Source organism: Stenotrophomonas sp. JAI102, assembly GCF_013409105.1.
GTDB classification, from domain to species: Bacteria; Pseudomonadota; Gammaproteobacteria; order Xanthomonadales; family Xanthomonadaceae; genus Stenotrophomonas; species Stenotrophomonas maltophilia_AA.
Genome location: NZ_JACCCI010000001.1, coordinates 1,747,886 through 1,760,315, shown reverse-complemented (window position 1 = coordinate 1,760,315; position 12,430 = coordinate 1,747,886). Strand labels below are relative to the sequence as shown.

Genomic DNA, 12,430 nt, shown 5'->3' with positions numbered 1-12,430 from the left:
TTCTGTTGGGCGATGCGCTGGCGAAAGTGCCGCGCGTTACGCCGCCTTGGCCAGCCGCATGAACTCCACGGCATCGACCGGCCGCCCGAGGTGATACCCCTGCAGCTGATCGCAGCCCATGTCGCTCAGGTACTGGCGCTGACCGGCGGTCTCGACGCCCTCGGCGACGATCTGCAGCTGCAGCGAGCGGCCCAGCGCGATGATCGAGGAGACGATCGCGGCGTCTTCGGCGTTGTCTTCCAGGTCGTGCACGAAGGCGCGGTCGATCTTCAGCTCGGTGGCCGGCATGCGCTTGAGGTAGAGCAGGCTGGAGTAGCCGGTGCCGAAATCATCGATGGAGATGTTCACGCCCATCGCGGTCAGACCGTGCAGGATCAGCAGGCTGGCTTCCACGTCGCGCATCGCGGTGGTCTCGGTGACTTCCAGGGTCAGCCGCTTCGGGTCCAGCCCATGCTTGTCCAGCGTGCGCTGCACGGTCTCGAGCAGGGTGCTTGAGCCGAACTGCAGCGGCGACAGATTCACCGCCATCGTCCAGTCCGGGTGCCCGGCATCGTGCCAGTGGCGCAGCTGCGCACAGGCCTGGTCGAGCACCCACTCGCCGATGGACAGGATCAGCCCGCTGCGCTCGGCGATCGGGATGAACGCATCCGGCGAGAGCAGGCCCAGCTCGGGATGCTGCCAGCGCACCAGTGCTTCGGCGCCGATCAGCGATTTCCCGTTGGCCTGGAACTTGGGCTGGTAGTGCAGCACCAGCTCGCTGCGGCTGACCGCCTTGCGCAGCTCCTGCAGCAGTTTCAGCTGGCGGTTGGCGCTGACGTTGAGCGACTGGGTGAAGAAGGTATAGCCGTTCCGGCCCGAGTCCTTGGTGTGGTACATCGCCGCATCGGCATGCGCCATCAGGTCGCGCTCGGTGCTGGCATCGGCGGGATACAGCGCGATGCCGAGGCTGGCGCTGACCTGCAGTTCCAGTGCGTCGATCTCGAAGGGTTCGCCCACGCTGGCGATGATGCGTTCGGCGACCACGGCCGCGTCTTCGGGATCCTCCACCTGGAACACGATGACGAACTCGTCGCCGCCCAGGCGTGCGAAGGTGTCCTGCGCGCGCAGCAGCGCGGTGATCCGTTCGCTGACCTGGATCAGCAGCTGGTCGCCGAGCTGATGGCCGTAGGCATCGTTGATCGCCTTGAATCCATCGAGGTCGCAGAACATCACCGCGAAGCTGAACTGCCGGCGCTGTGCCTTTTCGATGGCCTGTTCGATCCGGTCCTGCAGCAGCATGCGGTTGGGCAGCTGGGTCAGCGGGTCGTGCAGAGCGGCCTGCATCAGCTTCTCGTTGGCCTGGGCCAGCGAATCGGCGAGCAGGCCGGTGCGGGTACGCATCTGGCGATCGAACACCGAGGCGATCAATGCGATCCCCAGCGTGGCCAGCGTGGTGACGATCACCAGCACCGCCAGCCACTTGGTATCGATCCCCTGGCCGTACGCCGCGCCGCACAGCGCGCCTTCCGGGAAGGTGGCCGCCGCCATGCCGGTGTAGTGCATGCCGACGATCGCCAGGCCCATCACCAGCGAGGCCACGCCGCGCAGCAGGAACGGACGGCGCTGTTCCAGGCGCAGCCGGAACGCGATCCACAGCGCCGCACCGGCCGCGCCGATGGCGATCAGGATCGAGGCGGTGAACCACAGCGGGTCGTAGTCGATGCCCGGCTGCATCTCCAGCGCGGCCATGCCCAGGTAATGCATCGCCGCGATCCCCAGCCCCAGCAGCACCGCGCCGGCACACAACCGCGACCACGGCAGCTCCGCGCGCGAGACCAGCCACAGGGCATAGGCCGAGGCGCCGACCGACACCGCCAGCGAGTAGAGGGTGATCGCCAGGTCATAGCCGACCGGGATCGGCAGATCGAAGGCGAGCATGCCGATGAAGTGCATCGACCAGATGCCCAGGCCCATCGCGCCCGCGCCACCGGCCAGCCACCAGCGGGCGACCCGGCCACGGGTACTGGCCAGGCGACCGGCCATGTCCAGCGCCGTATACGAGGCGAGGATGGCGACCAGCAGCGAGAACACGACAAGACTCTGGCTGTAGGTGCCGGTCATGGAGAAACCTGGAGAAATTGGAGGAGGGGCGGTGGCCCGCCGCAGTATCGGCACCGGGGCCGGAATCTTGAGCGCGTACGCCCGGCGTCTCGGTTGTTGCGACGCGGCTCGGCTATCCTGCCCCATCGATTCTGAAGCGGAAGTGGACATGGCCAAGCGACTCACCGCTTACGTCTGCAGTGAATGCGGCGCCGAATACAGCAAGTGGCAGGGCCAGTGCACCGAGTGCGGGGTCTGGAACACGCTCAGCGAGATCACGCTGGAAAGCGCCACGCCCGCCAAGTCCTCGCCGGCGTCGCGCCGCTCCGGCTGGGCCGGCAAGGTCGACGCGCCGAAGATCATGGCGCTCAAGGATGTGCAGCAGACCGAGCACCTGCGGGTGAGTACCGGCATCGGCGAGTTCGATCGCGTGCTGGGTGGTGGCCTGGTCGAAGGCGCGGTGGTGCTGGTCGGTGGCGATCCGGGCATCGGCAAATCCACCCTGCTGCTGCAGGCGGTGGCGAAGATGGCCGCGTCGCTGCCGGTGCTGTACATCACCGGCGAGGAGTCGCTCTCGCAGGTCGCCGGCCGCGCGGTGCGGCTGGATCTTCCGCTGGACAACGTCAATGCCCTGGCCGAAACCCAAGTCGAGGCGATCCTGCAGCACGCCAGCGTGGCCAAGCCGCGGCTGATCGTGGCCGATTCGGTACAGACGCTGTGGACCGAATCGCTGACCGCCGCCCCCGGTTCGGTCAGCCAGGTGCGCGAGAGCGCGGCACGGCTGGTGCGCTTCGCCAAGGAGACCGGCACGGCCGTGTTCCTGGTCGGCCACGTGACCAAGGAGGGCGGCATCGCCGGCCCGCGCGTGCTCGAGCACATGGTCGATGCGGTGCTCTATTTCGAAGGTGAGAGCGGCAGCCGCTTCCGCCTGCTGCGCGCGTTCAAGAACCGCTTCGGCGCGGTCAACGAGCTGGGCGTGTTCGCGATGGGCGAGAAGGGGCTGAAGGAAGTCTCCAATCCCTCCGCGATCTTCCTGTCCGGTGGCAGCACCCAGCAGCCCGGCAGCTGCGTGATGGTCACCCGCGAGGGCACCCGTCCGCTGCTGGTGGAAGTGCAGGCGCTGGTGGATGCCTCGCCGCTGTCCAACCCGCGGCGGGTCGCGGTGGGCCTGGAGCAGAACCGGCTGGCGATGCTGCTGGCGGTGCTGCACCGCCACGGCGGGGTGCTGGTCGGCGACCAGGACGTGTTCGTCAACGTGGTGGGCGGCATCCGCGTGCAGGAGACCGCGGCCGACCTGCCGGTGCTGCTGGCGGTGTTGTCTTCGCTGCAGGACCGGCCGCTGGCCGAGAAGACGATCGCGTTCGGCGAGGTCGGCCTGTCCGGCGAGATCCGCCCGGTGCCCAACGGTGAGGACCGCCTGCGCGAAGCGGCCACGCACGGCTTCAAGCGGGCGATCGTGCCCAAGGCGAATGCGCCGAAGACCGGCAGCGTGAAGGGCATGGAGGTGATCGCGGTGGAGCGGCTGTCGGAGGCGATCGACGCGCTGTGAGTGACAGGCCGCACAGCTGCAGTTCATCCGCCACCCAGTGAAGCAAGGGCACTCCGGGCTTTTACTGCCAAGGCTGCGGGCCTTCCCGGCGCGCAGCTGAGGGCCTCGATGACGGCGCCAGGACGCAGCCGCAATCACACAGGGCTGTGCTAGTTTTCCCGGCGCTTCCTCGCCCCGGCGCATTTCGACGCCGGGGCACGCACCCCGGAGAAAACGATTACATGGAAGAGACGACCCTCGACGCCGCCGGCGCCACTGAAATCCGTCGTGCCGGTGTCGATCTCAATGGGTTGATGACGGTTCTGGGCAAGCATCTGTATTCCACCCCGGTGGTCGCCCTGCGCGAACTGGTCCAGAACGCGCACGATTCCCTGGTCCGCCGCCGCCTTGAGCAACCCGACTGGGTCGAGCCGGGCCGCATCGAAGTGCATGGCGATGCCGGCAACGGCATCGTGCGCATCATCGATACCGGCGCGGGCCTGACCCAGCGCGAGATCCACGACTACCTGGCTACCGTGGGCGTGGGCTATACCCGCGGCCTGCGCCAGGCCGGTGAGGACGATGAAGGCCTGATCGGGATGTTCGGCCTGGGCTTCCTGTCCGCCTTCGTGCTGGCACGGCGGGTGACGCTGCGCACCACCTCCTACCAGGCCCCGACGCTGGGGCATTGCTATGTGTCCAGCAACGCCGAGCAGTACACCGTGTCGCCGATGCCAGCGCGTGCGGTCGGCACCGAAGTGCTGCTGGAGCTGCACGCGGACTTCCAGCACCTGGCCCAGGAAGCGCATCTGCGCGACATCCTCGGCCGCTACTGTGCGCTGCTGGGTGAACCGATCTATATCGGCCACGACGCGCAGCCGATCAACCCCGAGCCGCCGCCGTGGCGCCCCCGTGATGGCGTGGTGCTGCACCCGCTGCAGGCGCAGCGCCGCGCGGTGGAATTCGCCGCACGCTTCGAGCGCAACTTCGAACCGATCTGCGCCGTGCCCGTGCGTGCCGCGCCCGGCAGCGATGGCGTGGGCCTGCTGTGGGTGCAGGACGGTGCCACCTATGGCACCAGCGACAACCGCAACCTGTCCGTGTTCGTGCGCGGCATGCTGCTGGACGACGACGCGCGCGACCTGCTGCCGCCGTGGGCCGGCTTCATCGGCGGGGTGATCGAATCCAATCGCCTCACCCCCACTGCCAGCCGCGAAGACCTGCAGCGCGACGAGGCCTACCGCTCGGTCCAGCATGCGCTGGGCGAAGCCCTGATCGAAGGCCTGGCCGAGGTGGCGCGCCAGCAGCCGGAGGCATGGCGCCGGGTCCTGGCCCGCCACAACGAAGCGCTGCTCGGCGCGGCACTGTGCGATGAGCGCCTGTTCCAGCTTCTGATGGAGCATGTGCGCGTGCCGACCTCGCAGGGCGACATGAAAGCCAGCGAGCTGCCCTCACGCGGCGCGCTGCATGTGATCCTGGACAGCGGCGGCGGCTTCGAGGAAATGTTGTTCCGGGCGATGGGCGTTCCTGTCGCGCATGGTCATCGCTACGCCGTGGTGCCGTTCCTGCGACGCTGGGCGCAGGCCAAGGGCATGCGCCTGGTCGAGCTGGGCACCGAGCAGGGCAATCGCGCGCTGTTCAAGGCCGGCAGCCTGCCCGAGGCCGACATCGCATGGCTTCAGCAGCACCTGGGCGATGGCGAGCAGCTGCTGCCTGCGCATTTCAGCCCGATCGAGCTGCCGGTGGTGGTGGTGCCCGACCGCGAAGCCGAACTCAAGCGCCGCCTCGAAGACGATGACAACGACAAGCGCGTCTCGATGGCGGCATTGCGGCTGGCGCGCCAGTTCACCGCGCGCATCGCCACGCGCGAGGTATCGCGCCTGTACATCAACCTGGACAACCCCGCGGTACAGGCATTGCTGGCGGCGATGCGCAGCGACAACCCGCAGGCCGAGGCCGCTGCGCGTCTGCTGCGTTCGCTGAAGATCATCGTCAGTGCGCAGGGGCGTGCACAGGATGCCGGCACCGGCAGCGGCGATCTCAACCGCGCATTCGCCGACATCGCCGTGGCCCTGCAGCAGATGCTGCAGGCGCCGCGCTGACTCTCCATTTCGACACAAGAGGACGCTGGGACCGCATGGATATCTGGAATTGGGTGGAAAAGCTGCAGGACGACCTGGGCGAAGCCGGGCAGCCGCAGAGTGCGCAGCTGCTGACGCGGCTCACCGACGACGTCTGCGAACTGCGCATGGACCGTGTCGATGCGCTGTTGCCCGAGGCGCGTGCGCTGGGCAAGACCTTGGGCAATCCTTGGCTGGAGGTATTTGTCGGCCACTGGGAAATGCGCAACCGGGTCGGCAACCGGGTTGAGGGCGAGTCGGCACTGGGCGACGCGGTGGCGCTGTTCGAGCGTGCGCATCGCGCGGATACAGCCGAATGCCCGCAGTCGGTCTGCGTTACCCAGGATCTGGCCGCCTGCTACGGCAACATCGACGGTCCGGGCTGGGTGCCCGAGCGCGTGGAGGTGTGCGAAGAGACGCTGTCGCGGGTGGACCCGAGCTGGGCATGCTTCCAGTGCCTGAGCTGCGAGAAGGCCGACGCGCTGCTCGACGATGGCCGCGCCGACGAGGCGCTGACCTACCTGGACGTGCAGGCCGCTACCGTCCTGGCGCACGGTGGCACGGTGTACGACAGCTTCCCGGAAACGCGCATCAAGATCCTGCTCGCCAGCGGCCGGGCCGCCGAGGCGCTGGCACTGATCGAGCAGCGCGAAGGGGAGGTCGCCGCCGAGGGAAATTACGAACCCGCCAACTGCACCGTGCCGCGCAGGCTGTCCAAAGCCTGGGCGCTGGCGCAGCTGGGCCGCGATGAAGAGGCGCTGGCCTCGCTGGTGCCGTTCGGCCAGTTGTCGCCGAACTACCGGCGCATGTGGGCGCACGTGGTCGCGCTGCTGGTGCGGGCGTCGCCGGAACGCAACAGCTGGGATCTGGGCAGCCGTCTCAACGCCACCCTGGCGCACTTTTCCGACGTTGGCGCGCATCGCTTCGTGATCGAGATCGCCGGGCTGTGCGTGGAGATGGCGCTGCAGCGCGGGGCAGGGTGGGTAGCACGCCGGCACCTCGCACTGGCCCGCCGCCATCTCGGCCAGTTGCGCCAGGACCGCGGCGCAGCCCGGCAGGTGGCGGACATGGCTGCGCGCATCGATGCCGCGCCGGCTGCGGCCGCACTCCCTGTGCCCGCTGCGGAACTGCTCGACTGGCTGGCCGCGCAGGGCGAGGCAAACCAGTCGCGCGATCCCGAGCGCGAAGCGGAGTGGCTGCTGCAGGGCGTGGCAGAGCGGCCTGATGACGCCGCGCTGGTGGACACCGCCGCCTCGGCGCTGAGCGCCTGTGGCGCTGAGGACGATGCCATCGCGCTGCTCTGGGCGTTCGTGGAGCGGCATCCGGAAGAAGATGCCCAGCCCGCGTATTCGCTGATGCGGCTGTTGACCCAGCGCGGCGATGAGGCCGGGCTGCTGCGCCTGGTCCGCCACTACGAGGTGACGGTGCCGGTGTTCGCCCTCTGGTGCCAGGCGCAGCTGGCCCGGCGCCTGTCCGACTGGGCGGCACTGGAACAGGCGGTCACTGCGCTGCTGGCGCTGTCGCCAGGGTCGCACGGCGCACGCGGCATGCTTGCCTCCTCGTACCTGGTTGCCAAACGTTTCGAGGAGGCCGCGCAGCACTACCGCCACCTCACCGAGGTACTGGAGGAGCCGCGCAGTGCGCATTGGGACCACATGACCGCCGCCAGCGCCGCGCGCGACTGGCCGGCGGTGCGCCACTCGGCCGCTGCCATCGGCATGGAACTGGAGAGCACGGATGGGCCGGTGGAGGAGAATTTCGGCTGGGTCATCATCCGCTGCATGGATGGCGGCGAGCCGATCGAGTACTACGCCCGCCGTACCGGACCGGTGACCGCGCGCATCATCGAGAATGCCCCGGCCAACCGCACCCAGCGGGTGGACGACTGGGTGGTCTTCGACGCCGAACTGGTACACCCGGCGCCGGAAGACGAGGCCGAGCGCGAGCACTTCATGCCGACCTATGCCGCGGTGCATACGCTGGAAAGTGGTGGCTACGCGGCAAGCTGGCTGATCGATGGCGTGGACCCGGGCGAGGCGGCGTGGAACGCTTTCACCGAGGCGGTCGAGGCGCGTGGCTGGAAGCTGTGGAAGCACAGTCGCGATGATTATCAGCTGACCGATCCGGACACCGAGGGCGGCCATCTGCCCGGCGTCCTGTTCACCCTTGCGCAGCCGAAGGACCAGCCACCGCTGGCACTGCACCGCTTCCTGGTCGAGGCTACCGCCGCGTGGACGCACCCGATGTGCTGGCTGCGCCTGGCAGAAGCCTGCAACCAGGACGCGCAGCGCCACCTGGAGGCCATCGAACGCTACGGTCTGTAAGCCCCGGCGGGCCGCGTGCCGACCAACGATCGGCACGCGGTGCACGGGTAGGTGCCGACCGTTGGTCGGCACGTTTCTATCGGGCGCGCCCGAACACCAGTTCGATCACGAACTGGCTGCCGAAGAACGCCAGCAGCAGCAGCGCCATCGCGGTCAGGGTCCAGTGCACGGCCTTGGCGCCGCGCCAGCCATAGCGGCGGCGGCCGATCAGCAGAGTGCCGAACACGATCCAGGACAGGATGCTCAGCACCGTCTTGTGCACCAGCTTCTGGGCCAGCAGGTCATCGACGAACAGCACGCCGGTGACCAGCGTCAGCGTCAACAGCGCGAAGCCGACCGCGATCACCCGGAACAGCAGCGCTTCCAGGTCGGCCAGCGGGGGCAGGGCGCGCAGCCACGGGCGGAAATCGCGGCGGCGCAGGGCGCGCTCCTGCAGCCACAGCATGATCGCCAGCAAGGCGGCCACGCTCAGCGTGGCGTATGCAAGCAGGGCCATCCACGCGTGCGTGGCCAGCTGCCAGCCCAGCGGCCTGCTCGGCGCGTGGCCGTAGGCGTGGTAGATGCACATCACGGCCGCGGCCATCGGGAACACCAGGACCCCCAGTGCGGCCATGCGCCCGCGCGCGGCGACCAGCGAGGTCAGCCACGCCATGCCCAGGCCGACCAGCGACAGGGCGGCGAAGAAGTGCATGTCCGGCCCGCCGCTGGTACGCATCGCCACCAGCACGTGATAACCGCCGTGCAGCAGCATCGCCGGCAGCGCCGGCCACAGCCAGGCCGGTGAGGTCACCGCATCATCGCGGACGACCGCGCGCACCAGCAGGCCGGTGGCGGTCAGGTACAGCAGGGTCGCGATGAGAACGATTGTCATCGTGTCAGTTTCGCATACCCCCGGGGTGCTGGCGATGCCCGGCGGGCCGCAGACGGGGCCGGTCCGGGAGTCCGGGCGGAACCGTTATACTGGCGGTCTCATTGTCTTTTGTTCTGAACAGGTCGCTTCCATGTTCGAGTCCCTGACCCAGCGCCTCTCCGGCACCATCGAGCGGCTGCGCGGCCGCGGTCGCCTGACCGAGGAAAACATCCGCGAGGCCACCCGCGAAGTCCGCATCGCGCTGCTCGAAGCCGACGTCGCGCTGCCCGTGGTGCAGGCGCTGGTCGAACGCATCAAGGTGCGCGCGGTCGGCCAGGAAGTGCTCAAGTCGCTGACCCCGGGCCAGGCGCTGATCAAGGTCGTGCGCGACGAGCTGACCGCGGTCATGGGTTCGGCCGCGTCGGACCTGAACCTCAACGTGCCGGCGCCGGCGATCATCCTGATGGCCGGCCTGCAGGGTGCGGGCAAGACCACCACGGTGGGCAAGCTGGCCAAGCACCTGAAGGAAAAGCGCAAGAAAAAGGTGATGGTGGTCTCGGCCGACGTCTACCGACCGGCCGCGATCGAGCAGCTCAAGACCCTGGCCGACCAGGTCGGCGTACTGTTCTTCCCGTCCACCGCCGACCAGAAGCCGGAAGCCATCGTCCGCGCCGCGATCGATGACGCCCGCAAGTCGTTCGTCGACGTGCTGATCGTCGATACCGCCGGTCGCTTGGCCATCGACGAAGCGATGATGGCCGAGATCAAGGCGCTGCACGCCGCGGTCAACCCGGCCGAAACGCTGTTCGTGGTCGATGCCATGACCGGCCAGGATGCCGCCAACACCGCCAAGGCCTTCGGCGATGCGCTGCCGCTGACCGGCGTGGTGCTGACCAAGACCGACGGTGACGCCCGTGGCGGTGCCGCGCTGAGCGTGCGCTACATCACCGGCAAGCCGATCAAGTTCGTCGGCGTGAGTGAAAAGCCGGACGGCCTGGACGTGTTCCACCCGGACCGTATCGCCAGCCGCATCCTGGACATGGGCGACGTGCTGTCGCTGGTGGAACAGGTCGAGCAGCAGGTCGACAAGGACAAGGCGCAGAAGCTGGCCGAGAAGGTCGCCAAGGGCAAGAAGTTCGATCTGAACGACATGCGCGACCAGCTCGAGCAGATGCAGAACATGGGCGGCATCGGCGGCCTGATGGACAAGCTGCCGGGCCTGGGCCAGATCCCCGAGCACCTCAAGCAGCAGGTCAGCCAGGGCAAGGAAGTGCCGCGCATGATCGCGATCATCAACTCGATGACCAAGAAAGAGCGCCGCAACCCGGGCCTGCTCAACGGCTCGCGCCGCGCCCGCATCGCGCGTGGTTCCGGCCTGACCCCGGCCGACGTCAACAAGCTCATGAAGCAGTTCCAGCAGATGGAAAAGATGATGAGCAAGATGGCCGGCGGCGGCATGAAGGGCATGATGCGCAGCATGAAGGGGATGATGGGCGCCATGGGCGGCCGCGGCGGCATGCCGTTCCGCTGAGTCCTGCGCGCGTGCATTCCGGGCAGGGAAGGTGCGGCGTATGCTGGCACCGTCTCCTTCCCCAGGTGCGCCGCGCGTGAATGGTTCCCCGCTTCTCGAACGCGCCGACAGCTTCTGTCGGCGTTTTGCATTGCAGGCCCCGATCCTGCTGGCGCCGATGGCCGGCGCCTGCCCGGTGCCGCTGTCGGCCGCGCTGGCCAATGCCGGCAGCATGGGCGCGATGGGCGCGGTGTTGTCGCAGCCGCAGGACATCGTGGCGTGGATGACCGACTTCCACGCGCAGTCCACTGGGCCGGCGCAGGTCAATGTCTGGATTCCGGATCCGCTGCCGTCGCGCGATGCCGATGCCGAAACCGCGACACGCCGCTTCCTGGCGCAGTGGGGTCCGGAGGTGCCGGCCAGTGCCGCCGATGCCGGACCGGCCGATTTCGATGCGCAGTTCGATGCCCTGATCCAGGCGCGCCCGGCGGTGGCCTCGACCATCATGGGCGTGTTCACGGCGGCACAGGTCCAGCGCCTGAAAGACGTGGGCATCGCCTGGATCGCCTGCGCCACGACCTTGTCTGAAGCGCTGGCCGCGCAATCCGCCGGCGCCGATGCGGTGGTCGCACAGGGCTTCGAAGCGGGCGGCCATCGTGGCGCGTTCGATCCGGACGCGGCCGAGCGCCAGCTGGTCGGGCTGTTCGCGCTGCTGCCGCGGCTGGCCGACCACCTGGAGATCCCCGTCATCGCTGCCGGTGGCATCGCCGACGGTCGTGGCATCGCGGCGGCACTGACCCTGGGCGCGAGTGCGGTGCAGGTCGGTACGGCCTTCCTGCGCACCCCGGAGTGCGGCTTGAATCCGGCGTGGTCGCAGGCGCTGGCCGAGGCCGAGCCGGAAGACACCTGGCCGACGCGCGCCTTCAGTGGCCGGCTCGGGCGTGGCTTGGCGACGGCGTATGTCCGCGCGGCCGCCGTAGTCGAGGCGCCACCGCCGCGACCTTATCCGGTGCAGCGTGGGCTGACCGCCCCGATGCGCGCGCAGGCGGGCCGGGACAACAATGTCGATGCCATGCAGGCCTGGGCCGGGCAGTCCGCGTGGATGGCCCCGGCACGCCCGGCCGCCGAGGTGCTGCAGCAGATGTGGTCCGATGCGAAGGCGCTGCTCGGATGACGCTCTACTGCAATGGCCGCGCCGCCAGCGCCGATGATCTTGCCGGTGCACTCACCAACTACGGCCATTTCACCTCGCTGCAGGTGCGCAAGGGCGCGGTGCAGGGGCTGGATCTGCATCTGCAGCGCCTGCAGGCGGGTACGCATGAACTGTTCGGCAGCGCGCTGGATCCGCTCCAGGTGCGGGCCTGGATGCACGACGCGCTGCAGGCCGAAGGGGCTGTCGATGCCTCGCTGCGGGTGACCGTGTTTTCGCGCCAGTTCGATTTCCGGCGGCCGCTGCAGCCCGTCGCCGTGGACGTACTGGTCGCCGTCGCGCCGCCGGTCGATCTGCCGGCGATAACGCGGCGACTGCGGACGGTCCGCTATCAGCGCGAGCTGCCGCATGTGAAGCATGTCGGCACGTTCGCGCTGTTCCAGCATCGCCGGGAAGCGTTGCAGGCAGGCGTGGACGACGCGCTGTTCGTCGGCGACGACGGCCTTGTCAGCGAAGGCACCACCTGGAACATCGCGTTCGCCTCGGGCAGCACGCTGGTCTGGCCGCAGGCGCCGGCCCTGCGCGGCACCCACGAGCGTCTGCTGCAGGCGGGGTGGGGCGGTGATCAGCAGGTACGGCCGGTCGCACTGGCGGACCTGTCCGGATTCAATGCCGCCATCGCCTGCAACGCGGCCGGCCTCTGGCCGATCGCGGCGATCGATGGGGTCGTGCTGGCGAACTCCGAAGCGCTGTGCGCCAAGGCCCGGCAGGTGCTGCGGGCAGCGCCCTGGCAGCCGCTGGTGGCCTGAGCCGCCGGATCTGCAGGCCCTGTTCAGCTTTCCCGGTCTTCACAGGCTTGGAATGACCGG

At 68.7% G+C, this 12,430-nt stretch carries 8 protein-coding genes; 6 read left to right on the top strand and 2 right to left on the bottom strand.

Annotated elements, in window-relative coordinates; translation table 11 throughout:
- Positions 1–36 precede the first annotated feature (36 nt).
- Positions 37–2,100 carry a bifunctional diguanylate cyclase/phosphodiesterase gene (locus tag HDC96_RS08150; RefSeq protein WP_179459477.1) on the bottom strand — a complete coding sequence of 688 codons (2,064 nt, stop codon included), beginning with the start codon at positions 2,098–2,100 and terminating at the stop codon, positions 37–39.
- A 148-nt stretch (positions 2,101–2,248) separates the two neighbouring features.
- Between HDC96_RS08150 and radA the strand changes: the two genes are divergently transcribed.
- The 3 genes from radA (at position 2,249) to HDC96_RS08135 (ending at position 8,051) form a co-directional block, all read left to right on the top strand.
- Positions 2,249–3,628 (top strand): DNA repair protein RadA, encoded by a 1,380-nt coding sequence (radA, locus tag HDC96_RS08145; RefSeq protein WP_088432155.1) that lies wholly within the window; start codon positions 2,249–2,251, stop codon positions 3,626–3,628.
- 221 nt (positions 3,629–3,849) lie between these two features.
- Complete coding sequence (locus HDC96_RS08140; protein WP_179459476.1) at positions 3,850–5,709, top strand: ATP-binding protein; 1,860 nt, start codon at positions 3,850–3,852, stop codon at positions 5,707–5,709.
- A gap of 35 nt (positions 5,710–5,744) precedes the next feature.
- On the top strand, positions 5,745–8,051 hold the full coding sequence (locus HDC96_RS08135) for a hypothetical protein (RefSeq protein WP_179459475.1): 2,307 nt from the start codon (positions 5,745–5,747) through the stop codon (positions 8,049–8,051).
- A 76-nt stretch (positions 8,052–8,127) separates the two neighbouring features.
- On the opposite strand, the gene ccsA is transcribed toward HDC96_RS08135, so the two are convergent.
- The gene (gene ccsA, locus HDC96_RS08130) at positions 8,128–8,922 is read right to left on the bottom strand and encodes a cytochrome c biogenesis protein CcsA (protein ID WP_179459474.1); all 795 of its coding nucleotides are present in this window, start codon (positions 8,920–8,922) and stop codon (positions 8,128–8,130) included.
- 130 nt (positions 8,923–9,052) lie between these two features.
- Here ccsA and ffh point away from each other — a divergent pair, with 130 nt between their 5' ends.
- The 3 genes from ffh to HDC96_RS08115 all read left to right on the top strand — a co-directional run bounded on the left by ffh (position 9,053) and on the right by HDC96_RS08115 (position 12,370).
- Complete coding sequence (gene ffh, locus HDC96_RS08125; RefSeq protein ID WP_019184491.1) at positions 9,053–10,432, top strand: signal recognition particle protein; 1,380 nt, start codon at positions 9,053–9,055, stop codon at positions 10,430–10,432.
- 76 nt (positions 10,433–10,508) lie between these two features.
- Entirely contained in the window at positions 10,509–11,585 is a 1,077-nt protein-coding gene (locus HDC96_RS08120) for a nitronate monooxygenase (RefSeq protein ID WP_179459473.1), read from the top strand.
- Positions 11,582–12,370, top strand: a complete 789-nt coding sequence (locus HDC96_RS08115) for an aminotransferase class IV family protein (RefSeq protein ID WP_179459472.1) — start codon at positions 11,582–11,584, stop codon at positions 12,368–12,370. Before HDC96_RS08120 ends, HDC96_RS08115 begins: the two co-directional genes overlap by 4 nt.
- Positions 12,371–12,430: the final 60 nt, after the last annotated feature.

Coding starts and splice junctions, on each gene's coding strand:
- HDC96_RS08150 (WP_179459477.1), bottom strand. CDS start 2,100: ATGACCGGCACCTACAGCCAGAGTCTTGTCGTGTTCTCGCTGCTGGTC.
- radA (WP_088432155.1), top strand. CDS start 2,249: ATGGCCAAGCGACTCACCGCTTACGTCTGCAGTGAATGCGGCGCCGAA.
- HDC96_RS08140 (WP_179459476.1), top strand. CDS start 3,850: ATGGAAGAGACGACCCTCGACGCCGCCGGCGCCACTGAAATCCGTCGT.
- HDC96_RS08135 (WP_179459475.1), top strand. CDS start 5,745: ATGGATATCTGGAATTGGGTGGAAAAGCTGCAGGACGACCTGGGCGAA.
- ccsA (WP_179459474.1), bottom strand. CDS start 8,922: ATGACAATCGTTCTCATCGCGACCCTGCTGTACCTGACCGCCACCGGC.
- ffh (WP_019184491.1), top strand. CDS start 9,053: ATGTTCGAGTCCCTGACCCAGCGCCTCTCCGGCACCATCGAGCGGCTG.
- HDC96_RS08115 (WP_179459472.1), top strand. CDS start 11,582: ATGACGCTCTACTGCAATGGCCGCGCCGCCAGCGCCGATGATCTTGCC.